22 protein-coding genes are annotated in these 23,756 nt (G+C 75.4%); 7 read left to right on the top strand and 15 right to left on the bottom strand.

Features of this window, described 5'->3' with window-relative positions:
• Nucleotides 1-345: 345 nt before the first annotated feature.
• Nucleotides 346-1,338 carry a GGDEF domain-containing protein gene (locus ACZ6PY_RS25765; RefSeq protein ID WP_466076171.1) on the top strand — a complete coding sequence of 331 codons (993 nt, stop codon included), beginning with the start codon at nt 346-348 and terminating at the stop codon, nt 1,336-1,338.
• Nucleotides 1,339-1,479: 141 nt separating this feature from the next.
• Nucleotides 1,480-2,307: a DUF72 domain-containing protein gene (locus ACZ6PY_RS25760; RefSeq protein ID WP_466076521.1), complete on the top strand. Its 828-nt coding sequence runs from the start codon at nt 1,480-1,482 to the stop codon at nt 2,305-2,307.
• A 15-nt stretch (nt 2,308-2,322) separates the two neighbouring features.
• On the opposite strand, the gene ACZ6PY_RS25755 is transcribed toward ACZ6PY_RS25760, so the two are convergent.
• The 3 genes from ACZ6PY_RS25755 to ACZ6PY_RS25745 are packed head-to-tail and all read right to left on the bottom strand — an operon-like array spanning nt 2,323 to nt 6,306.
• Complete coding sequence (locus ACZ6PY_RS25755; protein ID WP_466076168.1) at nt 2,323-3,747, bottom strand: ATP-binding protein; 1,425 nt, start codon at nt 3,745-3,747, stop codon at nt 2,323-2,325.
• A gap of 55 nt (nt 3,748-3,802) precedes the next feature.
• Nucleotides 3,803-5,461: an NAD(P)/FAD-dependent oxidoreductase gene (locus tag ACZ6PY_RS25750; RefSeq protein WP_466076165.1), complete on the bottom strand. Its 1,659-nt coding sequence runs from the start codon at nt 5,459-5,461 to the stop codon at nt 3,803-3,805.
• A 59-nt stretch (nt 5,462-5,520) separates the two neighbouring features.
• Nucleotides 5,521-6,306 (bottom strand): DUF3152 domain-containing protein, encoded by a 786-nt coding sequence (locus tag ACZ6PY_RS25745; protein WP_466076163.1) that lies wholly within the window; start codon nt 6,304-6,306, stop codon nt 5,521-5,523.
• A gap of 122 nt (nt 6,307-6,428) precedes the next feature.
• On the opposite strand from ACZ6PY_RS25745, the gene ACZ6PY_RS25740 reads away from it, so the two are divergent.
• The 3 genes from ACZ6PY_RS25740 (at nt 6,429) to ACZ6PY_RS25730 (ending at nt 8,234) form a co-directional block, all read left to right on the top strand.
• Nucleotides 6,429-6,947, top strand: coding sequence for a SigE family RNA polymerase sigma factor (locus tag ACZ6PY_RS25740; protein WP_466076160.1), 519 nt, complete (start codon nt 6,429-6,431; stop codon nt 6,945-6,947).
• Nucleotides 6,944-7,693: a hypothetical protein gene (locus ACZ6PY_RS25735; protein WP_466076157.1), complete on the top strand. Its 750-nt coding sequence runs from the start codon at nt 6,944-6,946 to the stop codon at nt 7,691-7,693. Before ACZ6PY_RS25740 ends, ACZ6PY_RS25735 begins: the two co-directional genes overlap by 4 nt.
• 79 nt (nt 7,694-7,772) lie before the next feature.
• Nucleotides 7,773-8,234: a DUF5709 domain-containing protein gene (locus tag ACZ6PY_RS25730; RefSeq protein ID WP_466076154.1), complete on the top strand. Its 462-nt coding sequence runs from the start codon at nt 7,773-7,775 to the stop codon at nt 8,232-8,234.
• Nucleotides 8,235-8,270: 36 nt separating this feature from the next.
• On the opposite strand, the gene ACZ6PY_RS25725 is transcribed toward ACZ6PY_RS25730, so the two are convergent.
• The gene (locus ACZ6PY_RS25725) at nt 8,271-8,975 is read right to left on the bottom strand and encodes a hypothetical protein (protein WP_466076151.1); all 705 of its coding nucleotides are present in this window, start codon (nt 8,973-8,975) and stop codon (nt 8,271-8,273) included.
• 156 nt (nt 8,976-9,131) lie between these two features.
• On the opposite strand from ACZ6PY_RS25725, the gene ACZ6PY_RS25720 reads away from it, so the two are divergent.
• Nucleotides 9,132-11,204, top strand: coding sequence for a phosphocholine-specific phospholipase C (locus ACZ6PY_RS25720; protein WP_466076148.1), 2,073 nt, complete (start codon nt 9,132-9,134; stop codon nt 11,202-11,204).
• Nucleotides 11,205-11,352: 148 nt separating this feature from the next.
• Nucleotides 11,353-12,108 carry an alpha/beta fold hydrolase gene (locus tag ACZ6PY_RS25715; protein WP_466076145.1) on the top strand — a complete coding sequence of 252 codons (756 nt, stop codon included), beginning with the start codon at nt 11,353-11,355 and terminating at the stop codon, nt 12,106-12,108.
• A 14-nt stretch (nt 12,109-12,122) separates the two neighbouring features.
• Here the strand turns inward: ACZ6PY_RS25715 and ACZ6PY_RS25710 are convergent, their stop codons facing one another.
• The 11 genes from ACZ6PY_RS25710 to ACZ6PY_RS25660 all read right to left on the bottom strand — a co-directional run bounded on the left by ACZ6PY_RS25710 (nt 12,123) and on the right by ACZ6PY_RS25660 (nt 23,718).
• The gene (locus tag ACZ6PY_RS25710) at nt 12,123-12,932 is read right to left on the bottom strand and encodes a methyltransferase domain-containing protein (RefSeq protein WP_466076141.1); all 810 of its coding nucleotides are present in this window, start codon (nt 12,930-12,932) and stop codon (nt 12,123-12,125) included.
• 31 nt (nt 12,933-12,963) lie between these two features.
• Nucleotides 12,964-13,737: an ABC transporter ATP-binding protein gene (locus ACZ6PY_RS25705; RefSeq protein WP_466076138.1), complete on the bottom strand. Its 774-nt coding sequence runs from the start codon at nt 13,735-13,737 to the stop codon at nt 12,964-12,966.
• On the bottom strand, nt 13,737-14,480 hold the full coding sequence (locus tag ACZ6PY_RS25700) for an ABC transporter ATP-binding protein (RefSeq protein WP_466076131.1): 744 nt from the start codon (nt 14,478-14,480) through the stop codon (nt 13,737-13,739). Before ACZ6PY_RS25700 ends, ACZ6PY_RS25705 begins: the two co-directional genes overlap by 1 nt.
• On the bottom strand, nt 14,477-15,487 hold the full coding sequence (locus tag ACZ6PY_RS25695; protein WP_466076124.1) for a branched-chain amino acid ABC transporter permease: 1,011 nt from the start codon (nt 15,485-15,487) through the stop codon (nt 14,477-14,479). Before ACZ6PY_RS25695 ends, ACZ6PY_RS25700 begins: the two co-directional genes overlap by 4 nt.
• On the bottom strand, nt 15,484-16,377 hold the full coding sequence (locus ACZ6PY_RS25690; RefSeq protein ID WP_466076121.1) for a branched-chain amino acid ABC transporter permease: 894 nt from the start codon (nt 16,375-16,377) through the stop codon (nt 15,484-15,486). The genes ACZ6PY_RS25695 and ACZ6PY_RS25690 overlap by 4 nt, the downstream gene beginning before the upstream one ends.
• On the bottom strand, nt 16,374-17,567 hold the full coding sequence (locus tag ACZ6PY_RS25685) for an ABC transporter substrate-binding protein (RefSeq protein WP_466076118.1): 1,194 nt from the start codon (nt 17,565-17,567) through the stop codon (nt 16,374-16,376). Before ACZ6PY_RS25685 ends, ACZ6PY_RS25690 begins: the two co-directional genes overlap by 4 nt.
• A 47-nt stretch (nt 17,568-17,614) precedes the next feature.
• Nucleotides 17,615-18,019 (bottom strand): roadblock/LC7 domain-containing protein, encoded by a 405-nt coding sequence (locus ACZ6PY_RS25680; RefSeq protein WP_262287513.1) that lies wholly within the window; start codon nt 18,017-18,019, stop codon nt 17,615-17,617.
• 17 nt (nt 18,020-18,036) lie between these two features.
• On the bottom strand, nt 18,037-20,406 hold the full coding sequence (locus ACZ6PY_RS25675) for a sensor histidine kinase (protein ID WP_466076114.1): 2,370 nt from the start codon (nt 20,404-20,406) through the stop codon (nt 18,037-18,039).
• A 251-nt stretch (nt 20,407-20,657) separates the two neighbouring features.
• The gene (locus tag ACZ6PY_RS25670) at nt 20,658-21,110 is read right to left on the bottom strand and encodes a helix-turn-helix transcriptional regulator (RefSeq protein ID WP_466076111.1); all 453 of its coding nucleotides are present in this window, start codon (nt 21,108-21,110) and stop codon (nt 20,658-20,660) included.
• A gap of 165 nt (nt 21,111-21,275) precedes the next feature.
• Nucleotides 21,276-22,538, bottom strand: coding sequence for a cytochrome P450 (locus ACZ6PY_RS25665; RefSeq protein WP_466076107.1), 1,263 nt, complete (start codon nt 22,536-22,538; stop codon nt 21,276-21,278).
• 265 nt (nt 22,539-22,803) lie between these two features.
• On the bottom strand, nt 22,804-23,718 hold the full coding sequence (locus tag ACZ6PY_RS25660) for an arginase family protein (RefSeq protein ID WP_466076104.1): 915 nt from the start codon (nt 23,716-23,718) through the stop codon (nt 22,804-22,806).
• Between the last annotated feature and the right edge of the window lie 38 nt (nt 23,719-23,756).

Genomic DNA, 23,756 nt, shown 5'->3' with positions numbered 1-23,756 from the left:
CGGCGGCGGAGGCGCCCGCCGCCTGACCGCCCCGGCGGGGGGGGGGGGGGGCCGGGGGGGGGGGCCGCCGGGGGGGGGGGGGGGGGGGGGGGGGGGGCGGGGGGGGGGGGGCGGGCCCCCGCCCGCAGCTCAGGGTGATCCGGGCGCTCCCGTACGTGATATGAACGGCTGGTTAACGACTCGTCTCTTGACTGCCGGTTCACGCAGGTCATTCAATTTCGACGTGGTGAGCTGCCTCATCCGAGTGGCGTCCACACCGGGGGTCGGCGCGATCGCACCGGCTGAGCGACGCCGTGCCCGCACGGGCGCGCGCGACCGGCGGTCGGGGGCACGGTGGACGGTGGGATGAGAGAGCGCCGCCGCCGCACGCTGATCAGCGCGGCCCTCCACGCCGTCTCCCACTCGGTCGCCGTCGTCTACTGCCTCCTGACGCTCGGCGCGCCGAACCGGGACCTGATGCTCACGGCGTACGGCTGCGGCCTGGCGGCCGGTGTCGTCGGCACGTGGGCGGCCACCCGGGTGACCACCAAGACGTCCAGCTACCGGCTCTCGTTCAGCCTCCTGATGCTCACGCTGGTGATGGCGGCGCTCGGCGCGTACTGGGACGGCGGCGTGACGTCGCCGGCCGCGCTGGGGTTCGTCACCACGTCCGTGTTCGTCGCCGGCTACACACCGCGCCTGCGGCTCATGGTGGGGCTGGAGGTGCTCACGGTCGGGTCGTACCTCGTCGTCGCCGTCGCCGGGCGGCCGGCCCCCGCCGGTCACGTGTTCGTCTACCTGGCCGGCATGCTGGTGCTGGCCTCGGTCTGCTCGGCGCAGACCCGGGCCCTCGCCCGGCAGCGGTCCCAGCTGCGCGCCCTGGCGTCCCTGGACCCGCTCACCGGCGCGCTGAACCGGCGCGGCCTGGCCGAGTTGGCCACATTCCTGTTCCACGCCGGCTGCCGCCCCGGCCCGTCGCTGCTCTGCCTGGACCTGGACGACTTCAAGCTCGTCAACGACCGGCTCGGGCACGCCGCCGGCGACGACCTGCTCCGCCGGGTGGTGGCGGCGACCCGGACCGTCCTGCGGGCCGAGGACGCCCTGGCCCGCATCGGCGGCGACGAGTTCGTGGTGGTGCTGTCCGACGCCGACCGGGAGTCGGCGCGCGCCGCGGCGGCCCGGATCGAGGCGGCCGTCCGGGGGCTGGCCGGCGTCAGCGTCGGCTCGGCCACCGCCCCCCACGACGGGGACACCCTCGACCGCCTGCTGCACGTCGCCGACCAGCGGCTCTACCTGGTGAAGCAGCAACGCCGCCGGACGGCGGGACGGCTGCTCGCGGACGGCACCGGTCGCGGCTGAACGGACCGGGCACCGCCGGGCGGCCGGCCCGGTCGAATCCGCCGGGACGTTCCGGCCCGGATACCGTTGCGGCGGCGCGGGTGGCCGCGCCGGGCCGGCGAGCGGTGGGAGGGTCGGATGCGCCTGCACGTGGGCTGCGCCATGTGGACGCACAGAGCCTGGCCCGGGCGCTACCTGGCGCACCCGCTGCCGGCCCAGGAGCGGCTGCGCGCCTACGCCGAGTGGTGCACAGCGGTCGAGGGGAACACCACCTTCTACGCCACCCCGTCCCCGGAGACGGTGGCGTCCTGGACGCGGCAGACCGGGCCCGACTTCCGCTTCGTGCCCAAGCTGCCGAAGGTCGTCACGCACGAGCGCCGGCTCACCGGGGCCGACGCGGAGCTGCGGGCCTTCCTGGACGCCGTCGAACCCCTCGGCCCGCGCGCGCACGCCCTCTGGGTGCAGTTGCCGGGCTCGTTCGGCCCCGGCGACGTGCCCACGCTGGCCCGCTTCCTGCGGGGCCTGCCCACCACCCACCGGTACGCCGTCGAGGTCCGCCACCCCGCGTTCTTCACCGACGCCGGAGCGGCGCGCGCCCTGGAGGACGCGCTCGCCCGGGTCGGCGCGGAGTGGATTCCCTTCGACACCACCGCGTTCTTCCGCACCCCGCCGACCAGCGACGCGGAGCGGGAGGCGTGGCTCAAGAAGCCGCGCCTTGCTCTGCGGACCCGGGCGCTGACCGACCGGCCGATCGTCCGCTACCTCGGGCGGGACGACCCGGCACGCACGGTCGAGGGCTGGCAGCCGTGGCTCGACGTGGTGACCGGCTGGCTGCGCGAGGGCCGCTCCCCGACCGTGTTCGTGCACACCCCGGACAACGCCGACGCACCCGACCTCGCCCGCCGCTTCCACGACCAGGTCCGGGCGCGCCTGCCCGGGGTCGCGCCGCTGCCCGAGCCGGCGCCGGTCGCCCCGTCGACGCTGTTCTGACCCGACCGCGCCGGGTCAGGCCGGGGTCAGCGGCAGCAGCACGACGAACCGGGTGTCGCCCGGCTCGGACCGCACCCGGATGTCCCCGTGGTGCTTGTTGACGACGATCCGGTAGGAGATGTCCAGCCCGAGGCCGGTGCCCTCACCGACGGGCTTCGTGGTGAAGAACGGCTCGAAGATGCGCGGCCGGATCTCCGGCGGGATGCCGCCGCCGGTGTCACCGATCTCCACGATCAGCCGGTCCTCCTTGCGGCCGGTCCGGACGGTCAGCGTGCCGGTGTCGCCCATGGCGCCGAGCGCGTTGTCGATGAGGTTCGTCCAGACCTGGTTCAGCTCGGCGGCGTACGCGGGAACGGCCGGCACCGTCCGGTCGTACTCCTTCACCACCCGCACCCCGGCCGGGATCTTGGCCTGGAGCATGACCAGGGTGGCGTCGAGCAGGTCGTGCACGTCGACCGTCTGGTAGGGCGCCCGGTCCAGCTGGGAGTACTGCTTCGCGGCGCCGACCAGCCCGGAGACCCGGGTGACCGCGTCGTCGATCTCGCCCATGAGCAGTTCGGTGTCGATGGTGTAGGTGATCCAGTGGATCGCCGACTCCAGGTCGTCGGCGCCGACCGCGGCGTCCACCTGGCTCAGCCAGCCGGTGTCGATGCCCCCGGCGACAAGCGTCGGGGCCAGCTCCCAGGCGCCCCGGACACCGTGGTCGTCGAGCCAGTCGGCCAGCTCGTCCTCCGCGTCGCTGGCCGCCAGCGGGGTCAGCGCGGGCGCGGCGGCGGCCCGCTTCACCGCCTCCTCTTGCAGGGAGACGAGGTCGTGCAGGCGCCGGCCGTCGAGCCGGCCGTCGGCGATCATGGCGAGCTTGTGCCGCATCTTGGCGACCCGGCCGCGCAGCGCCGAGGTGGCCCGCACCGCGGCCGCCGCCGGGTTGTTCAGTTCGTGGGTGAGCCCGGCCGAGAGGGCGCCCAGGGCCAGCAGCCGTTCCCGCTCGCCGACGATGGTCTGCGAGTTGCGCATCCCGATGAACAGCCCCTCCAGCAGGTGGGTGGCCATCGGGAACCAGCTGCGCATCGCCTCGGCGATGATCTGGGCGGGGAGCGCGAAGACCGCGCAGTCGGTCACCGCGAAGAGACTGTTGAGGTAGCGCTGCTCGGCCAGGTCGCCCACGTACGCCTGCATGGCGCCGCCGTAGACGCCCGGCTGGCTGGTCCGGCTGACCTCCATGTCGTCGCCCTGCACCCGGCGGTGCAGCGTCACCGTGCCGTGCAGCAGCACGTAGAAGCAGCTCGCCGGCTCCCCTTCGACATAGACGGCCTCGCCGGCGCGGCGCCGCTCCACCCGGCCGTGCTCGGTCAGGTGCGCGAGCTGCTCCGGGGTGAGCGACTCGAAGAGGAAGAGGCGCCGCAGGTCGTCGGGGGTGAGCCGGTCGGATTCGGTGGTCATTGTGCCTCCCTGGTTCGCGACTGCGGGGCTCGCAGACCCGGCTCACTCCTCGCGCTCACTGGGCCTCCAGGTAGCGGTGCACGAGCGAGACCGCCATGGCGCCCTCGCCCACGGCCGAGGCCACCCGCTTCACCGACTCGGCCCGCACGTCACCGGCGGCGAAGACGCCCGGCATGCTGGACTCCAGGTGGTACGGGTCGCGGGGCAGCGCCCAACCGGCGGGCCGGCGGCCGCCCCGGGTCAGGTCCGGCCCGGTGAGGACGAAGCCCCGGCTGTCCCGGGCGACCGCGCCGTCGAGCCAGTCGGTGCCCGGCTCCGCGCCGATGAACACGAACAGCCACGAGGTGTCGACGCGCCGCGTCTCGCCGGTGCGGGTGTCGCGCAGGGTCACCTCCTCCAGGTGCTCCTGGCCGGCAGCGCCGACCACCTCGGTGTGCGGGTGGACCTCGATGGCGTCGATCCGGGCGATCTGCTCGATCAGGTAGCTGGACATCGAGCGGGCCAGGTCGTCCCCGCGGATCAGCAGGTGCACCCGGCGGGCGTACCGGGAGAAGTGCACGGCGGCCTGGCCGGCGGAGTTCGCGCCACCGACGATGTAGACGTCCTCCCCCGAGCAGCTCGGCGCCTCGCTGGCCACCGAGCCGTAGAAGCAGCCCCGGCCGGTCAGCTCGGCCAGCCCGGGCGCGGGCAGCATCCGGTAGGAGACGCCGGTGGCCAGCACCACCGTGTGCGCGGCGACGCTGCTGCCGTCGGCGAACCGCAGCACCCGCGCCCCACCGGCGTCCTCCAGGGACACCACCTCGCGGGCGCTGAGCAGCTCGGCGCCGAACCGCAGCGCCTGCCGGCGGGCCCGGTCGGTGAGCTGGGCGCCGGAGACGCCGTCCGGAAAGCCGAGGTAGTTCTCGATCCGGCTGCTCTGCCCGGCCTGGCCCCCGGTGGCCCGCCGCTCGATCAGCACCGTCCGCAGCCCTTCGGAGGCGCCGTAGACGGCCGCGCCCAGCCCGGCCGGACCGGCGCCGACCACCACCAGGTCGTAGAACTCCGCGGCCGGCGTCGTGGCCAGCCCGACCTGCGCGGCCAGGTCGGCCGTCGTCGGCTGCACGAGCGACTTGCCGTCGGCCGTGACGACCAGGGGTACGTCGTTCGCGGTCACCCCGGCCGCCGCGAGCAGCCCGGCGCCCTCCGGCTCGTCGGCGAGCACCCAGCGGAACGGCACCAGGTTGCGGGCCAGGAAGTCGCGGGCCGTGAACGACGGGGCCGACCAGCGGTGCCCGACCACGCGCAACTCGGCGACGGCGGTGGCCGAGCCGGCCGTCCACGACTCCAGCAGCTGGTCCAGCACCGGGTAGAGCTTCTCCTCCGGCGGATGCCAGGGCTTGAGCAGGTAGTGGTCGAGGTCGACCACGTTTATCGCGTTGATGGCGGCGTCGGTGTCGGCGTACGCGGTGAGCAGCACCCGCCGGGCCGTGGGGAAGAGGTCCATGGCGGCCTCGAGGAACTCGATGCCGTTCATCTGCGGCATCCGGTAGTCGGCGATCAGCACCGCCACCTGCTCGCCGCGGAGTTTCAGCTCGCGCAGCGCGTCCAGCGCCGCCTCGGCGGAGTCGGCCCGCACCACCCGGTACCGGTCGCCGTAGCGGCGCCGCAGGTCGCGGGCGACCGCCCGGGAGACGGCCGGGTCGTCGTCGACGGTGAGGATCGCGGGGTTGGGCATGGCGTCTACTAAAGCACCATCGCCGGTCGGCCCCCACCACGCGCCGTCGCCGTCCCGTCTCAACCGGCCCGGGCGCGCTCGCGGGGCGGCACCGGATCGGCGTACGCCCCCGGGGCTCCGGTGTACCGCCGGCCGTCCGGGTAGGGCAGCGCGTTCGGCGTGCAGCCGTGCAGGCCCAGGGTCTGCTGCTGCATCACGGGCGCCGGCCGGCCCCGCCCCGGGCACCGCTCGTGCCCGTGGCCGAGCCGGTGGCCGACCTCGTGGTTGACCATGTACCGGCGGTAGGTGGCGAGTCCCGCGCCGTAGCCCGGCACACCGCCGGCCCAGCGGGCGACGTTGAGCACCACCCGGTCGCCGTGGCGGCAGGAGGTGTAGCCGTCCGGCCGGTCCTGGCACAGCTCGTCCCGGGTGCCGGGGGTGGCCAGGTAGACGGTGAAGTCGGCCGGCTGGTCCCGCCCGACCCGGCGCAGGGCGAGGACGCCGTCCGCGGTCCAGCCCTGCGGGTCGCTCAGGATGCGGGTGACCTCGGCGGCGAAGTCGGCCGGCGGCACCCCGCGGATGTCGCCCTCCACCGCGACCCGGTAGCGCAGCAGCCGGCGCGTACCCGCGGGGGTCGCGGGCTCGCCGGCGGCGAACCGCCACCGGCCGTGGCCGTCCGCCGGATAGCCGATCCGGACCGGAGCCTGCCGGGCCGACGCGGGCGCCGCCGCCCGCGCGGTGGCGACCGGAGCGGCGGGCGGCGGGCCGGCGGCCCGGCCGGCCGCGGGCGGCGCGCAGCCGGACAGCAGCGCGGCCAGCAGTAGCATCGTCCCGCCACCGCGAGCCCGGTCCACGGTCCTCGTCATCGTCGGTCTCCCTCGCCGTCGCCGGTGGTGCGCAGGGAGGAGGACGGGTGACCCGGTGAGAAGGTTGGTCCGGCGGGGACTCAACCTTTCGCCCGCCTCACCCGTCCTGTACGAGGTGGGACGTGGAGAGGCTGGGCATGGCCCGGGGTGACGCGGAGTTCGTCGAGTTCGCCACGGCGGCGTCCGCGCGTCTGGTGCACGCCGCCTTCCTGATGACGGGCAACCATCACCAGGCCGAGGACGCGGCCCAGACCGCGCTGGTCCGCACCTACGCGTCGTGGTCGCGGGTCCGCAACGGCGACGCCTACGGCTACGCCCGGTCGGTGCTGGTGAACCATCTCGTCGACGGCTGGCGCCGGCCGATCCGGGAGTACCCCACCGAGGACCTCCCGGAGCCGCACGGCGGTGACGTGGCGGACGAGGTGGCGACCCGGCGCTGGCTGCTCGCCATCCTCGGCACGCTCACCCCGCGCGAGCGGGCCGTCGTCGTCCTCCGTCACTACTTCGACCTTCCGGAGGCCCAGGTGGCCCGCGAACTCGACGTCTCGGTGGGGACCGTCAAGAGCACCGCCTCCCGGGCCCTGGAGAAACTGCGCGCCGCGGGCCTCACCGCGCGCGAACCGCAGGGGACGCGGCGATGAACGAGGTGGACGAGCTGCGCCGGGCCATGCGGGCGACCGAGCGGGACCCCCGCAACGCTCCCGACCTCGCGTGGATCATGCGGGAGGGCCGGCGGGTGCGCCGCCGGCGGCGGGTCACCGGCACCGGCGCGGTGGCGGTGGCGGTGGCCGCGGTGGTCCTCGGCGTCGGTGGCGTCGTGGCGCGGACCCGCCCGCCGGGGCCGCCCGGGCCGGCCGCCACCGCGCCCGTCGCGGCCCTCACGGCGACCGCCGTTCCCAGCCCGACGGCGACCGCCGACCCCGGCCCCGTGGAGCCCCGGCCCCGGCCCGTCGGCGCGGTGGTGGGCAGCGGCATCCGGTACGGCGGCGACGAGCGGGTGTTCTACGTCGTTCCGGTCGACGTGCCCGAGCTGCCCGGGGTGACGATCGGCCTGGCCGCCGGCCGGCGCTCCCCCGCCGGGGAGCTGACCACCGACTACCTGGTCAACGACGTGTCCGGCAGCGACCGCCGGCCGGGGTTCCACCAGATCGGCTACGACCCGCAACCACGGGTGCCCTCCGCCGCCCCGGTACCCACGTTCGGCTACTTCGTCGGGCCGGCCGCCCGGATCGTCGGCACCGTCGACGGCCGCCACGTCGAGGCCCGGCTGGCCCTGTGGAGCGAGGACCCCCGACTGGTGATCTTCTGGTTCGACCCGGGGGTGCTCGCCCCCGGCGCACCCCTGGACGGGATCGCCGCCCGCGACGCCCGGGGCCGGAGGCTGTGACCGACCCCCGTGCCGTCGCCGGCCCGGGCGCCGGTTCTAGGCTGGTGGCAGCACCGGGCGTTGACCAGGGAGGATCGCCATGAGCCAGACCGAGCGGACCGACATCGCGGACGAGTGGAACGTGGCCGAGGACGACGGCGTCCTGGACGCCTCGGACACCCTCGACGACGACCGGACGGGCGATCCCCTCGACACCGGCATCGCCGCCGCCGACCACTGGAGCGCGGCGAACCGGTTCGGCACCACACCCGCCGAGGAGCGGGCCGGCGAGTCCCTCGCACAGCTGCTCGCCCAGGAGGAACCGGACGTCGACCCGTACGCCGAGCCGACCGACGACGAGGACGAGCTGACCCGCCGGGGCTACGAGCGGGAGGCGCGCACCGGACGCCTGGTGGCCGACGACGAGGGCCTCGGCGAGGACGAGCAGGCGGACTCGGTTGCCTGGGACGCGGGCGTCGACGGCGGCGCGGCCAGCGCCGAGGAGGCCGCCATGCACCTGGTCGACGACCCGAACGGCCCGGGGGACGGCCCGCTGCGCTGACGCCGGACGGTCGGAACCCCGCGTTACTCCCCACCGTCAGCAGTGCTCGCCGGTCTCCCAGTGCATCTTGCTGCCACCGAACGGCACCACGCCCGGCTTCAGGGTCCGCGGGATGCTCGCGCCGCCGGAGACCACGTACCAGGGCCCGCAGGTGTCCGGGGTGACCAGGTGCATGGTCCAGGTCGGCGACGACCGGTCGAGGTAGCGCACCTCGGACCGGTACAGCGTCGCGCCGCCGTCCGCGGTGCGGCGGTAGGTGGCCCAGAGAACCCGGATGCGCTCACCCGGGCAGAGCTGGTCGGACCACTCGCCGTCGGTCCGCGCCGCGACCTTCACCGCACCGTCGGTGAACACCTGGACCACGTCCACCACGCCCGCCGGGGTGCAGCTCGCCCGCGGGGCACGGGTCGTCGCGCGGGGCCGCGGGGCGGCGCCCGTGGTCGCCCGGGCCGGCGCCGGCCGCCGCGTCGGCGTGGACGCACGGGTGGGTGTGACCGTGGGGCTCGGCGGACCCGCCGGGACCGGAACGGCGCTCGGGGTGGTGGCCGCGGCGGTCGGCGGCAGCGAGGTCGGCGCGGCGACGGGCCGGGCGGCCGGCCGCTCCGGGCCGGGCCCCGTCACGGCGACCACGGCGGACGCCACCGCGAGGGCCGCGGCGAGCCCGGCCGCCGGCAGCAGCCGGCGCCGCCGGGGCCGGCCGGCCCCGGGCACGTCGGGGGTGGCGTCCAGCGGCTCGGACATGGGGGCTCCGGAGGGGGCGGAGGCGAGGACTCTCGCCAGGGTTCGTGGATCTTACGGCGTTGGCGCAACGCTCGCGTTCCGGACACGTGAGGTCCACCTGGCGCCAATAGCGTGCCACCGGCCAATCGTTCGGCGTCAGTCAGGTGGTGCTCTGTCATGGCAAGTGTGGACCGTCGAAATTTCCTGAAGATGATGAGTGCTCCGGTGGCGGCGGCCGCCCTGCCGGTGGACTTCAGCAAGGCCCTCGCCATCCCGGCGAACAACCGGACCGGTTCGATCGAGGACGTCGAGCACGTCATCTTCCTCATGCAGGAGAACCGCTCCTTCGACCACTTCTTCGGCACCCTGCGCGGGGTCCGGGGCTTCGCCGACCCGCACCCGGTGACGCTGCCCTCCGGCCGCAGCGTCTGGCACCAGCCGAACGGCTCCGCCGACCTGCTGCCCTTCCGGCCCGACGTGCCGGACCTCGGGCAGACCTTCCTGCCGGACCCGCCGCACGGGTGGGCCGACACCCACGGCGCCTGGAACGGCGGCCGGTACGACCGGTGGGTGCCGAACAAGGGCGTGGTCACCATGACCCACCACACCCGCGGCGACCTGCCGTACCACTTCGCCCTCGCCGACGCCTTCACCGTCTGCGACAACTACCACTGTTCGGTGCTGGCCTCGACCGACCCCAACCGCTACCACATGTGGACCGGGTGGGTCGGCAACGACGGCAAGGGCGGCGGCCCGGTCATCGACAACGCCGAGGCCGGCTACGACTGGTCGACCTACCCGGAGCGGCTGGAGCGCGCCGGGGTCTCCTGGAAGGTCTACCAGGACGTCGGCCTGGGCCTGACCGCCGACGGCTACTGGGGCTGGACCGGGGACCCGTTCATCGGCAACTACGGGGACAACTCGCTGCTCTACTTCCACCAGTACCAGAACGCCCGGCCCGGCAACCCGCTGGCGGACCGGGCGAAGACCGGCACCGAGATCTCGAAGCAGGACCGCTCCCCCGAGGCGCTGCTGGCCGACTTCCGGCGGGACGTGGCGAACGGGACGCTGCCGCAGGTCTCCTGGATCGTCGCCCCGGAGGCCTACAGCGAGCACCCGAACTGGGGGCCGGACTTCGGCGCCTGGTACATGTCGCAGGTCGTCGACATCCTGGCCAGCCACCCCGAGGTGTGGAGCAAGATGGCCCTGTTCATCACGTACGACGAGGAGGGTGGCTTCTTCGACCACCTGGTGCCGCCGACACCGCCGCAGAGTCGCGCCGAGGGCCTGTCCACCGTGCCCACCACCAACGAGATCTTCCCCGGTGACGGTCGCCGGGCCGCCGGCCCGTACGGCCTCGGCGTCCGGGTGCCGATGATCGTCGTCTCGCCGTGGACCCGGGGCGGCTGGGTCAACTCGCAGGTGTTCGACCACACCTCGCTGATCCGCTTCCTGGAGGCCCGGTTCGCCAAGGGCAGGGCCGACCTGGTCGAGTCCAACATCACGCCGTGGCGGCGCGCGGTGGTCGGCGACCTGACCAGCGCGTTCGACTTCCGGACGCCGAACGCCTCGCCCCGGGTGAAGCTGCCGGACACCGCCGACCTCAAGCCGGTCGACCTCACCCGCCAGCCCGACGAGGTGCCGGTGCCGCCGGCCGACCCGCGCCTGCCCCGCCAGGAGCGGGGGGTGCGGCCGGCGCGACCCATCCCGTACACCCTGCATGTGGACGGGCGGGCCGCCGGCACGTCGTTCCAGCTCGACTTCCGCAACTCCGGCGGCGTCGCCGGCGTCTTCCAGGTGCGCTCGGCCGACCCGGCGCAGGCGCCCCGCACGTACACGGTCGAGCCGGGCAAGCAGGTGAGCGACACCTGGGACGCCACCGCCGGCTACGACCTCGAGGTGCACGGCCCCAACGGCTTCTTCCGCCGCTTCACCGGCGGCGCGGGCGCGGGCATCGACGTCCGGGCCCGCTACGACGAGCGCGACCACCACGTCGGCCTGACCCTGGTGAACCGCGGCGCGAAGCGGGTCGAGGTGGCCGTCGCGGACCGCTACTCGTCGCGGCGGACCCGGCTGTCGCTCAAGCCGGGCGAGACGGCGACGCCGTCGTGGTCGCTGTCGCGGGCGCACGGCTGGTACGACCTCACCGTGACCGTCTCCGCCGACGCCGCGTTCACGGTCCGCTACGCCGGTCACGTCGAGAACGGCAAGCCCAGCATCAGCGACCCGGCCATGGGCGGCCTGATCTGACCCTCGCCGCACCGCCGGGTGACCGCCCACCCCCGCTCGGGGCGGGCGGTCACCTCGGTGCGGCGTCGCCTATCCGACGCCGGTGTTCCCCTGCGGGCCGTCAGGTCGTTCACTGTCGCCACGCCGCACCAGTGGAAGGGGCCCGCACATGACGACCAGGCACCTCACCGTCGGTCACGGGCCGCACCGGGTGCTGGCCCTGCACGGGTGGTTCGGCTCCGCGAAGGGCTGGGGCTGGCTGCCGGAGCTGATCGACGTCGAGCGCTTCACCTGGGCGTTCCCGGACTACCGGGGCTACGGCGCGCGCAGGGACGTGGCCGGCGAGCACACCATCGCCGAGATCTCCCGCGACGCGCTGGAGCTGGCCGACTCCCTCGGCTGGGACACCTTCTCGGTGGTCGGGCACTCGATGGGCGGCAGCGCCGCCCAGCGGGTCCTCGCCGACGCCCCCGGGCGGGTGACCCGCCTCGTCGGCATCAGCCCGGTCCCGGCGGGCGGCGTGCCGTTCGACCTCCAGGGCTGGACGCTGTTCGACGGGGCCGCGGCCAACCCGGCCAACCGGCGCGCGATCATCGACCTCACCACGGGCAACCGGCTGTCCGGCCGCTGGCTCGACGAGATGGTGCGGTTCTCCCTCGCCCACTCCACCCCGGAGGCGTTCGGCGCGTACCTCACCGCGTGGGCGCGGACCGACTTCACCGACGAGGTGAAGGGCAACCCGGTGCCGGCGCTCGCCGTGGTCGGCGAGCACGACCCCGCGCTGGGCGCCGACACGATGCGCGAGACGTGGCTGCGCCACTACCCCAACGCCCGGCTCGAGGTGCTCGCCAACGCGGGCCACTACGCCATGTACGAGACCCCGGTGCGGCTGGTCACGGTGCTCGAGGAGTTCCTCGGGCGGTAGCGGCGGGACGGCGCTCACCGTGCCGCCGGCCGCCGTCCCCGGGTCGACACGAACTGGTACGACATGACGGCGAACCCCGGGTCCCGCAGCAGCCGGCGGAACGCCTCCAGCTGACCGGGCGACAACCCGGCGTCGAGCAGCTCCGGCTCCAACTGCCGGGAGTTCGTCCCGTACAGCGACGCCCCGAGGGAGCCGCCGGGCCAGCTCTCGGCGTGGACGAGCGTGTCCACCTCGACCAGCCCCGCCGCCACCAGCTCGCCGTGCACGTCCTGCGCCCAGGCCAGGTCGGCGCCGTGGCGCTGCAGGATGCCGAGCATCGCGTCGGTCACCTGGGCGAAGAGCTTCGCCGCGTCGTCGCTCGGCGCGGCCAGCACCCGCAGCGGCGCCGTGCAGTCGAACTCCTCGACGACCAGCCAGCCGCCGGGTGCCAGCGCACCGGCCAGCGAGGCCAGCACGCGCCGCCGCTCCGGCAGGTGCAGCAGCACCAACCGCGCGTGGATCAGGTCGAAGGCGTCGCCGGGCGGCGGCTCGGTACGCACGTCGTGCCGGCGTACGTCGAGGTTGCCGGCGGGGGTGAGGTGCGCGGTGTCGAGGTCGGTGGCCAGCACCCGGCCGCCCGGCCCGACCGCCCGGGCCAGGCTGCGGGCCACCGAACCGCCGCCGGCACCGACCTCCCAGCACACGCCGCCGGGGGCGAGCACGGGCGGGGCGAACCGCCGTGCGGTGATCGGATCCAGGAAGGACTCCAGCGCCCGCATCTGGGGCACGGCGTCCGGGGCGCCGTTGTCGAAGGCGTAGTCGGTGTCATGGGCGTGGGTCGGCATCGTTCCTCATCCCTGTCGCTGCGGGTGGGGGTCAGTGCCCGGCGTCGGACCAGAGCCCGGGCACCGGTCGGGGAGCCGACGGCTCCGGGACCGCGGCGACGCTGAGCATCGCCGCCAGGACGTCCGGGTCGGCCCGGACCTCGTGCACCGGCCGGTCGTAGACGACCCGGCCGTACTCCAGCACCGCGATCCGGTCCGCCACCTCGACGGCGTGCCGGAGCTGCTGTTCGACGAGCAGCACGGTCAGCCCGGTGCGGGCCAGCGTGCCGACGAGTTCCCGCACCCGGGCCGCCAGGTCGGGGGCCAGGCCCTCGCACGGCTCGTCCAGCAGGAGCAGCCGGGGCTGGCCGAGCAGCGCCCGGGCGATGGCCAGCATCTGCTGCTCGCCGCCGGACAGCTGGTCGCCGCGGTGGCGCAGCCGGTTCCCGAGCCGGGGCAGCAGCTCCAGGATCCGGGCCACCGTCCAGCCCTCGCCGCCGGGCGTCGCGGCCCGCCACGGCGCGGCCGCCAGGACCAGGTGCTCGGCCACGGTCAACCGGGAGAAGACCCGCCGGCCCTGCGGGACCAGGCCGACCCCGGACCGGGCGATGCGGTGCGGCTGCCGGCCGGCGACCTGCACGCCGGCGATCTCGATCCGGCCGGCGTACGGCCGGACCAGGCCGGCCACGCTGTGCACAAGCGTGCTCTTGCCCGCGCCGTTGCGCCCCACCACCGCCTGGACGGTGCCGGCGCGCACGTCGAGGCTCACCTCGTGCAGCACGGTGCCGCCCGCGTAGCCGGCGCAGAGCCCGTCGATCCGCAGCATCAGGCCACCCCCTCGGCGTACGCCTCGCGGACCGGGCCGGAGGCGCGGATCTGGGCGGGCGTCCCGGTGGCCAGCGTCCGGCCGTCGCGCAGCACGGTCACCGTGTCGCAGAGCGCGTAGACCAGGTCCAGCCGGTGCTCGACCAGCAGCACGGCCACCGCGCGGGGCAGCGTCCGCAGGAACTCCAGGAGCCAGCCGACCTCGACGGCGGACAGCCCGGCGGCCGGCTCGTCGAGCAGCAGCAGCCGGGGCCGGCCGGCCAGCCCCATGGCGATCTCCACCTGCCGGCGCTGGCCGTGCGCCAGGTGCCCGGCGGGGAGCCCGGCGATCCCGGTGAGGCCCACCCGGGCCAGCAGCGCGTCCGCCGTCCGGGCGGCCGCCCGCCGCCGCGCCGACGGGTGCCACCGGCCCGCGCGCGCCGCCCTCGGCAGCGCCGCGACCAGCACGTTCTCCCGCACGGTGAGCGTCGACCAGACGGCGGGACGCTGGTGGATCCGGCCGATGCCGCGGCGGGCCCGGGCGGCCGGGCCCAGCCGGGTGACGTCCCGGCCGGCCAGCAGCACCCGGCCGCCGCCGGCCCGGGTGCACCCGCCGAGCACGTCCAGCAGCGTCGTCTTGCCGGCGCCGTTCGGCCCGATCAGCGCGTGCCGCTGGCCCGGCATGATCCGCAGGTCGACGCCGTCGAGGGCGGCCAGCGACCCGTACCGGACGGTGACGCCGTGGGCGGACAGCAGCGGGATCATGCGCGTACTCCCGTCGGCGTCGGTCTCTCCGGGGCGGGACGGCGGGCCGGGACGGTCGGAAGCAGCCGGCCCCGCACCGGCGGCCGGCGCCCGCCGTCGGGGAGCAGGTAGACGGCGGCGACGAACGCCAGGCCGAGCACCAGGGGCGCCTGTCCGGGGAGCACGCCGAACAGCCAGTCCCGGGCGGCCACGACGAGCGCGGCGCCGACCAGCGCGCCGCCGACCGAGGCGGTGCCGCCGATCACCACGCCGAGCAGCAGCAGGGCGGAGGTGTCGAAACCGAAGTCGGCCGGGGAGACGAACTGCTGGGCCACCACGAGCAGGGAGCCCGCGGCGCCCGCCACCGCCCCGGCGGCGACGTGCACGCCGGCGACGTGCCCGGCCACCCGGTGGCCGCTGGCCCGCAGCCGCGCCTCGTCGTCCCGGCCGGCCCGCAGCAGCAGCCCGACCCGGGTGCGCAGGACCAGCAGCACCACGCCGACCAGCGCCGCGACGACCACCAGGGTGTAGAGGTAGCGCGCCCGGTCGGTGGCCAGCACGGGCATCCCCCACAGAGGACGGGACGCCGCGACACCGGCCAGCCCGTCGGTGCCGCCGGTCACCGACCGCCAGCGCCCCACGACGGTCACCGCGAGTTCGCCGACCGCCAGGGTGATCATCAGGAGCACCACGCCGCGCGCGGAGACCACCAGCGGCACGGTCACCGCGGCCAACGCCGCCCCGGCAGCCGCCGCGACAGCCAGGTGCACCAGGCCGACGTCGGAGAGATGGCTGCCGACGACCGCGCTGGCGTAGGCACCCGCCGCGTAGGGGGCGGTCTGGCCGAGGGTGGGCAGCCCGGCGACGCCGGTGAGCAGCGCGACGCTCACCGCCACCAGGCCGAGCGCCAGGGTCCGGGCGAGCAGCGCGACGGTGTAGTCGTCGACCGTCCACGGCGCCAGCACCAGGGCGGCCACCACCATCGCGGCGACGCCGCGGCGCAGCGCGCGGACGGCTGCCCGCCTCACGTCGCCCTCCGGGCCGTGGCCAGGCCCCGCGCCCGCACCGCCAGCACCACCGCCATGGCGGCGAAGAGCAGGAACGGGGCGGCCGACGGGGCGAGCGCGACGCCCAGGGTCTGGATCTGCCCCACGGCCAGCGCGGCGAGCAGGGTGCCGGCCATCGAGCCGAGGCCACCGAGGACGACCACCACCAGGGACAGCAGCAGCACGGCGTCGGCGGTGTCCGGCCCGGGGCCGATGATCGGCGCGCCGAGCACCCCCGCCGCGCCGGCCAGCGCCCCGGCGGCCGCCAGCACGCCGACCCGGATCCGGGCCGGGCTCACCCCGAGCACGGCGACCATCTCGGCGTCGTCGACGGCGGCGCGGACCAGCATCCCGGCCCGGGTGCGGCGCACCACGAGGTGGAGCAGGCCGGCGAGCAGCGCCGCCACGACGATGAAGACCAGCCGGTACGCGGCGTAGCGGTGCCCGGCGACCGCCACCGACCCGTCCAGCGCGGCGGGGACCCGCACCGGCGGGTCGTCCGGCCCGAAGGCGCTCACGAGCAGGCTCCCGCCGGCCAGGGCCACCCCGAAGGTCAGCAGCGCCTGGGTGAGGTGGCTGCGCGCGGCGACCCGGGTGAGCAGCCCGGCGACCAGCGCGCCGGAGGCGGTGGCGGCCACCACCCCGACGCCCAGCGCGAGCGCCAGGCTCGGCCAGCCGCCGTCCAGCAGGGCGGCCGCCGTGTAGCCGCCGATCGCGTAGAGGGTGCCGTGCGCCAGGTTCAGGATGCCGGCGACGCCGAAGCAGAGCACCAGCCCCGCGGCGGCGACGAAGACCAGCAGGCCGTAGGCGACCCCGTCGAGGGCGGGGACGACGTACGGGTCGAACCGGATGCCGGCGGCCACCGCGGTCACCCGCCGACGGTGGCGAGGTCACCCACCACGGTGTTCGACAGCGCGCGGCCGTCCTGGCGCACCTGGCGCAGGTACCACTTCTGCACGGGCGCGTGGGTGGTCGGCGAGAACTGCCAGGTGCCGCGCGGGCTGGCGATCTGGCCGAGCTGGCCGATGGCCGCGTTGACGCGTTCCGGCGTCGCCTCGTCCCCGGCGGCCGCGATGGCCCGGTCCAGCACGGCGGCCGCGTCGTAGGAGGCCATGGCGTACGTCGTCGGGGAGCCGTCGTGCTCGGCCTTCCAGGCGGCCACGAAGGCGCGGTTCTCCGCGTTGTCGAGGTCGGGCGAGTAGTTGAGCACCGAGTAGATGTCGCGGGCGGCCTCGCCCTGGGCGTTGAGCACCCCGCCCTCGGTCAGGAACCCGGCGGCGTAGAGCGGCAGGTCCTTCACCTCGGACTGGGCGTACTGCTTCACGAAGTCGACGGCCGCGCTGCCGGCGTAGAACGTGTAGACGGCGTTCGCCCCGGAGGCCTTGATCCGCGCGAAGTACGGGGTGAAGTTGGTGGTCGCCGGGAACGGGGTGAAGGTCGCCTTGCCGTCCGGGTTGGCCAGCTTGCCGCCGGCCCTGGCGAAGGCCTCGGTGAAGCCGCGCAGCTCGTCCCAGCCGCCCTGGTAGTCGGGGCCGATGGCGTAGACGCTGCCCTTGACGTCGTCGCGCACGTGCTGCGCGATCGCCTCGCCCGGCTCGTCGGACAGGTAGGACGTGTGCCAGACCCGGGACACATCCTTCAGCTCGGGCCGGCCGTTGGAGCCGACGAACGGCACCTTCGTCTCGTTGAGCAGCGGGTAGACGGCGGCCACCGAACCGCCGCCGACGACGCCGGTCAGCGCGACGACCCGGTCCTGCTTGAGCAGCTTCGTGGCGGCGGGCACCGCGGTCGCCGCGCCGTTGCCCTCGTCGGCGACCACGAGTTCCACCTCCCGGCCGCCCAGCTTGCCGTCGTGGCCGGACAGGTAGAGCTGGAAGCCGTCGCGGATGTCCTTGCCGACCGCCTGGTAGGTGCCGGAGAGCGACGCCAGCAGGCCGATCTTGACCGGCGCGCCGGCGCCGGCGCCGCCCTCGTCGTTCGCGCACGCGGGCGCGGCGAGCAGGACGAGGGCGAGCAGCGCCGCGGTGCGCGCGCGGCCGCGCCGGGACATGGTGAGGGACATGTGTGCTCCTACGTGAGGGGTGGGGTTCCGGCGTGGGGGCGCCGGGGTCAGCGGCTGCGGCTCAGGGCCGCCCGGGCCGCCGGGGTCAGGGCGTCGCCGATGCGGTTGGCCAGCTCGGTCATCTCGTAGGAGACCTTGCCGACGTCGCACTGCGGGTCGGCGAGCACGAGCAGCGAGGCGCCGTCGTTGAACGCCATGGAGAACATGAAGCCGCCTTCGAGCTGGGTGACGTTGGAGATCACGGCGCCGGCGTCGAAGAAGGCCGCCGCGCCGCGGAGCAGGCTCACCAGCCCGCTGCCGGTGGCCGCCAGCTGGTCGGCCCGGTCGGGTGGGAGCCCCCGGGTGGCGGCCACCATGAGGCCGTCGCTGGAGATGGCGATGGCATGGCTGACCTCGGTCGCGCGCTCGGCGAAGACGTCCAGCAGCCAGCCGAGGTCCTGGTGGTCGGTCACGTGCACTCCCTGTCCGGTCAGTTGGTGATCAGGTTGGGCCGGCGGCCGGCGACCCCCCGTGCGTACGCGGCCATCGCGGTGGCCACCCGGGCCGGGTCGCGGTGCTCCGAGCGCTGCCGCGGCATCGTGACGCCGCCCGGCACCAAATGCTGCTGCGGCTGCCGCTTGGGCAGGCCCGAGGTGGTGGTGCCGGCGACCTCGGGTGCGTCGGCCCGGGCCGCCGTACGCCAGGCGTCGTCGGCCGGGCTGGCCCACGGCGTGCCGTTGTCGCCGCCCGGGCGGTCGGCCTGGAACCAGTGGTTGACCTGGTGGTAGATGACGAGTTCCTCGGCGGGCACGGTGCCGCGGTCCGGCGCTGCGGCGGGCTGGAACACGGGCGCCACCGGCAGCACCGGGTCGGCCGGCGGGCTGCCGGCCCATGGCTCGGGCGCCGCGCGGTAGGGCGGCGCGACGGCGGTCCGCGCCGCCCGCCGGGACGGCCGGCCGGGCGTGAGCAGGAACTCCTCCGGGGGCAGTGGCCGGATGATCGACCCCGGCAGCGCCACCTCGGCGATGGTGCCGCGACGCGGACCGGGACGGAGCTGCACGGCCACGCCCAGCCGCGTGGCGAGCTGCCCCACCACGACCAGCCCCATCGCCCGTACCGCGGCGACGTCGACGGCGGGCGGGCGGGCGAGCAGGTCGTTGAGCTGCTGCCGGCGCTGCGGGGACAGCCCCACGCCCTCGTCGCTGATCTGGACGATCACCCGGTCGCCCAGGCTGCGGCCGGTCACCCAGGTCTCGGTCCCCGGCGGTGAGTAGCCGGTGGCGTTCTCCATGAGCTCGGCCAGCAGGTGCACGACCTCGTCGACGGACTCGGCGCTCACGGCGACGTCGCCGTCGACGAGGCCGAGTCGGATGCGGGCGTAGTGCTCGATCTGGCTCTGCGCCGCCTGGAGCACCTGTTGCAGCGGCACGTCGTGGTGGCGTACCCGCCCGACGCCGACCCCGCCGAGCACCAGCAGGCTGGCGTTGATCCGGCCCATCCGGGTGGCCAGGTTGTCCAGCGTGTAGAGCTGGTGCAGCCGGTCGGGGTCGGTCTCGTCCCGCTCGACCTTGTCGACCTGGGCCAGCACCGCGTCGACGAGTCGCTGCTCCCGCCGGCTGAGGTGGATGAAGATCTCGGCGGTGTTGGCCCGCATCACCGCCTGTTCGGCGGCGGTGCGCACCGCCGCCCGGTGCACCGCGGTGAAGGCCTGCCCCACCTCGCCGATCTCGTCGTCGCTGGACGGCTCCAGCCCGTCGCCGGCCTGCCGCCGGGCCAGCTCGTCGGGGTCCACCGAGGAGCTGTCCGGATGCTCCAGCCGGGCCACCACCTGGGGCAGCCGCTCGAAGGCGACGGCGTTCGCGGCGTCCCGCAGCCGGCGCAGCCGCCGGGTGATCTGCCGGGCCACCGCCCAGGTGACCAGCGTGGTGAGCACCAGGGCCACCACGACGGCCGCCGCCTCCAGCACGGCGCGCCCCCGCTGCTCGGCGTGCGCGGCGCGGACGTCGTCGAGCACCACGGCGTCGACCCGCTGGCGCAGCTCGGCCAGCCGCACCGACCACTGCCGGGTGGCGGTGACCCAGGTGTCGAGGTCCAGCTCCAGCGGGCTGCCGGCGACGCTCCGCGACACCTGGTCCTGCATCCGTTGCAGCAGCAGCGCGCTCTCGCCGCTGGCGGCCTGCTCCCACCAGCCGCGCCAGGCGGGTCGGGCCAGCGCCAGGAAGGCGAGGCTCGACTCGGTGAAGCCGGCCCGGGCGGCGGTGATGTCCTGCTGCATGGCGGGGGTGAGCTGGTCGGCCGCGATCGCGCGCAGGACGGCGACCTGCTGCTGGCCGATCGCCTCGGCCACCTCGGACAGCGCCGCGGAGGCCCGGATGCCGTCCGCGATCCGGGCGTTGACCACGCCGAGCGTGACGCTCTCCCGGAGGCTGAGCAGGTCGGCGATGGCGATCCGGTAGCTGAAGGTCATCGCCGACACCGAGGCGCGCTCGGCCGTGCGCACCTGGGCGCGCAGCGGCGGCAGGCCGGCCAGCGCCGCGTCGATCCGCGGCAGGACGGCCTGGTCGGCGGCGGAGTCGGCGGGCAGCTTCGCCCGCTGCCGGCGGTAGTGGGCGACGGCGGCGTCGGTGGCGGTGGTGGCGTCGGCGAAGGCGTCCTGCTGCTCCGGCGCGCCCCGGGTGAGCAGGTCGGCGGCGACGATGCGCTCGTTCTGCAGCCGGTGGGCCAGGTCGCCCGCCTCGGCGCCGAGCTGGGCCAGGAGGCCGAGGTCGCTGGCGCGGGTGGTCTGGCGGGCGCTCTCGGTCAGCGCCAGGCCGGCGAAGCCCAGCACGGCGACCAGCGGGGCCGCGACGATGAGGCGCATCCGGGCGGCAATCTTCCAGCCGCGGCGGCGGGTCGGGTAGGGTCGGGCCGCGTGGGACCTCGTGCTCGACGCCAAGGCTGACTCCCCGCACTCATCAACAACGGTCTATCTGCATTTGCGGATTGCACGTTTCATTGCGCCGGAAGCCGTGCGCTCAGACCAGCCCTGACGGTGGTACAAACAGCCCGTACCAGCATCTGTACCCAGAGTTGGCAGCGCCGGCGGTGCGCGCCGGCCGGGCGACTCCCGGGTCAGCGCCGGGCGGGCGGCGCGGGCGGCGGGCCGTCGACCTCGGGCTGGCCGAGCACCTGGCCGATCAGCTCCCGCAACTCGTCGATGGCCGCCACCACCGCCTCCGGATCGCGCGCGTCGCGCCGGGCGGCCGGCGCCGGCTCCAGCCGCGCCACCTCGCCGAACCGGGGCCCGCGGCGACCGTCCGCGGCCAACTGCTCCGCCGCGACCTGGGGCCACAACGCCGCCAGCCGGCCACCGGTGCCGAGCACCTCGTCGCAGCGGACGGCGAACTCCTGGCTGCCGAACCGGCGGCCGGACTCGACCGCGGCGACCGTCTCCCGACTGAACCGCACCCGTTCCGCCAGCGCCCGCTGGGTCAGCCCCTGCCGCGTCCGCCAGCGCCGCAACTCCGCGCGGAAGCGATGGCTGGCAGCGGAGTGAGCGGCGCTCGACGGGGGCGTGCGATCCATGTGCTCACCTTCGCGACGCCGGGTCGGCATCGACATGAGATCGGGGCGGGGTGATGACTGGGCATTCGCAGGGGACAATTCTTAACCCATTCCCGGACGGGTGTGAAGACATGACTCCGCTCCGTGACCGCCTCCGCAGGTCAGCGCCGGGCACGGCGACGCGGGTCAGGCCGCCGGACGCCGGGCGGCGGGCACCGCCGCGTCGACCACGACGGGTAGGACGCGGTGCGCGCGGAACGCCACGTTGGGCTGGAACGACCGGCGGGCCCCGGGGGCCAGCCGCAGGCCGGGCAGGGCCGCGGCGAGCCGGGTGAGCGCGAGCCCGGCCTCCAGCCGCGCCAGTGCCGCGCCGATGCAGAAGTGCGGCCCGTGCCCGAAGGACAGGTGGTCGGACCCGTCGACCCGCCCCGGGTCGAACCGGTCCGGGTGGGCGAACACCGCCGGGTCCCGGTTCGCGGCGCCGATCAGCAGCAGGCAACGCGCCCCGGCCGGGATGGTGACGTCGCCCAGCGTGACCGTCCGGTTGGTCACCCGCAGCCAGCCGTCGATGGCGGGCGCGAAGCGCAGCGTCTCGGTGAGGAACGCGGGCACCCGGTGCGGCTCGGCGGCGATCGCCCGCCAGCGGTCGGGGTCGGTGAGCGCCTGGTCCAGCGCGTGGGCGAGCAGCCCGGCCGTGGTCTCGTGCCCGGCGACCAGGAGGTTGAACACGATGCTCGACACCTCGGCGATGGTGAGCACCTCGTCGTCGCCGTTCCGGTACGCGAGAAGCTGGTCGACGTAGCCGTCACCGGGCCGGTCGCTGTCGAGCCGGTCGCGCACGAGGCCCTGGCAGTAGCGCCAGAACTCCAGCAGCCCCCGGGCGAGCCGGACCTGTTCCGCCGGCTCCGGCCGCCCCCAGACGAGGGCGATCTGGCCGTCCGCCCAGGCGCGGACCCGGGCGATGTCCCGCTCCGGCACACCGAGGAGGTCGAGCAGGACCAGCAGGGGCAGCTCGGTGGTGAACTCGCGGGCGAGGTCGACGTGCTGGCCGGCCCGGGCGGCGAGGCGGGCGACCAGCTCGTCGACCCGGCGGCGGACGATCGCGCCGTACCGCTGCTCGACCCGGTCGGCGGTGTTGGCGAAGGTGGCGCGCAGCGCCCGGCGGGTCCGCGGGTGCACCGGCGGGTCGGCGGCGGCCGTGGTCGGCGGGGCGTCGATCTGCATGATGACGGCCATCGCCTCCGGGCAGACGTCGTAGACCGGCGCGAGCGTGAGGGCGTTGCCGAAGGTCTCGGTGTCACCGAGCGCCCGGCGCACGTCGGCGTGCCGGGTGATCAGCCACAGCCCGAGGTCCTCGTCGTGGTGCACCCCGACCGGGGAGTCGAGGAGTTCCCGCCAGACCCGCGCCGGGTCGGCGAGGTACGCGCCGGCGAACGGATTCCACCGCATGACCGCCTCCTGAAATGGCGACCCGGCGACCTCTCGGGTGCCGGCGCCTTTCACGGTGCACTCCTCGACGATTCAAGTCAAGATTTGCCGACGTCAATGGAATTCGCTTGGGAATTGCGTTCCAGCGGTCTTGCGAATTCCTTGCCGGTCTGCAATTTGCGGCCCGCCGATTGCGCAGCGACACCCTCAGTGAGCAGCGGGAACGACCCTACCGTGCGAGCCGGCAAAAGGGGACTGCCGGCACCGCTCGCGCATTGACCGCCGGTCACGAAATCGGATTGTCGACGGCGTCTGACAGCAGCCGGCGCAACAGCGCGACCAGGGTCGCCGCGTGGCGGCCGTCCGGATCCAGGTCCGGACGGAAGTCGGCGATGCTCACGCCGAGCAACCGGGGCGAGGCGAACAGCGGCGCCAGCACGTCGGCGAGCTGACCGGGGGTCGGGCCGCCGGGTTCCGGGTAGCTGACGGCCGGCAGGTCCGCCGGATCGAGGACGTCGCAGTCGACGTGCAGCCAGACGCCGCCGTCGACGTCGGCGAGCAGCGCCGCCGCCCGCTCGCCGCACCGGCGCGGCGCGTCGACGACCGCCGGGGCGTCGAACCGCCGGATGCTGTCGGGCAGCCGGGCCACCTCCGCGGCGGCCTCCGGGTCGAGATCGCGGGTACGGTGGCCGACCAGCACCACGTCGTCGGGCGCGACGAGCGGGGCGCTCACCCCGGCCGGCGCGGTGAGCTGCTCGGGACCGTCGCCCGTGAGGAGGGCCAGGTCCAGGTCGGCGGTCTCCCCCGTCGGCGAGGAGTGGCCGTCGAGGAAGTCGGGGTGCCCGTCGACGAACCAGAGGCCCACGCGAGCCCGCCCCCGCCGCAGCCAGGGCAGGACGCCGAGCAGCAGGCTGCAGTCGCCGCCCAGGACCAGCGGCCGGCGGCCCGGCCGGCGCCCGGCGGCGGCGTCGAGCCAGTCGGCCAGCACCCGCGCCGCGCGGGTGGTCTGGCCCAGCGCGCGCACACCGGTGGCGGCGTCCCGCCGGTCGTCGTCGACGACGATCGGCGCGTCCCCGGCGTCGTCGGGCACGAGTTCCGACAGCCCGGCCGCGCGCAGGGCGGCCGGGGCGAGCCGCTCACCCCGGCCGAGGCCCGAGCAGTCCCACGGCGCCCCCACCAGATACCAGCCCGGCGCTGTCACGCTCACATCGTGGCACCCGTCGCGCGCGGAAGCGGCGG

Source organism: Micromonospora sp. NPDC048907 (assembly GCF_055586885.1).
Note: the sequence above shows the minus strand (reverse complement) of the source record. Positions and strands in the feature narration are given on the sequence as shown.

Coding starts and splice junctions, on each gene's coding strand:
- ACZ6PY_RS25765 (WP_466076171.1), top strand. CDS start 346: ATGAGAGAGCGCCGCCGCCGCACGCTGATCAGCGCGGCCCTCCACGCC.
- ACZ6PY_RS25760 (WP_466076521.1), top strand. CDS start 1,480: ATGTGGACGCACAGAGCCTGGCCCGGGCGCTACCTGGCGCACCCGCTG.
- ACZ6PY_RS25755 (WP_466076168.1), bottom strand. CDS start 3,747: ATGACCACCGAATCCGACCGGCTCACCCCCGACGACCTGCGGCGCCTC.
- ACZ6PY_RS25750 (WP_466076165.1), bottom strand. CDS start 5,461: ATGCCCAACCCCGCGATCCTCACCGTCGACGACGACCCGGCCGTCTCC.
- ACZ6PY_RS25745 (WP_466076163.1), bottom strand. CDS start 6,306: ATGACGAGGACCGTGGACCGGGCTCGCGGTGGCGGGACGATGCTACTG.
- ACZ6PY_RS25735 (WP_466076157.1), top strand. CDS start 6,944: ATGAACGAGGTGGACGAGCTGCGCCGGGCCATGCGGGCGACCGAGCGG.
- ACZ6PY_RS25730 (WP_466076154.1), top strand. CDS start 7,773: ATGAGCCAGACCGAGCGGACCGACATCGCGGACGAGTGGAACGTGGCC.
- ACZ6PY_RS25725 (WP_466076151.1), bottom strand. CDS start 8,975: ATGTCCGAGCCGCTGGACGCCACCCCCGACGTGCCCGGGGCCGGCCGG.
- ACZ6PY_RS25720 (WP_466076148.1), top strand. CDS start 9,132: ATGGCAAGTGTGGACCGTCGAAATTTCCTGAAGATGATGAGTGCTCCG.
- ACZ6PY_RS25715 (WP_466076145.1), top strand. CDS start 11,353: ATGACGACCAGGCACCTCACCGTCGGTCACGGGCCGCACCGGGTGCTG.
- ACZ6PY_RS25710 (WP_466076141.1), bottom strand. CDS start 12,932: ATGCCGACCCACGCCCATGACACCGACTACGCCTTCGACAACGGCGCC.
- ACZ6PY_RS25705 (WP_466076138.1), bottom strand. CDS start 13,737: ATGCTGCGGATCGACGGGCTCTGCGCCGGCTACGCGGGCGGCACCGTG.
- ACZ6PY_RS25700 (WP_466076131.1), bottom strand. CDS start 14,480: ATGATCCCGCTGCTGTCCGCCCACGGCGTCACCGTCCGGTACGGGTCG.
- ACZ6PY_RS25685 (WP_466076118.1), bottom strand. CDS start 17,567: ATGTCCCTCACCATGTCCCGGCGCGGCCGCGCGCGCACCGCGGCGCTG.
- ACZ6PY_RS25675 (WP_466076114.1), bottom strand. CDS start 20,406: ATGCGCCTCATCGTCGCGGCCCCGCTGGTCGCCGTGCTGGGCTTCGCC.
- ACZ6PY_RS25670 (WP_466076111.1), bottom strand. CDS start 21,110: ATGGATCGCACGCCCCCGTCGAGCGCCGCTCACTCCGCTGCCAGCCAT.
- ACZ6PY_RS25665 (WP_466076107.1), bottom strand. CDS start 22,538: ATGCGGTGGAATCCGTTCGCCGGCGCGTACCTCGCCGACCCGGCGCGG.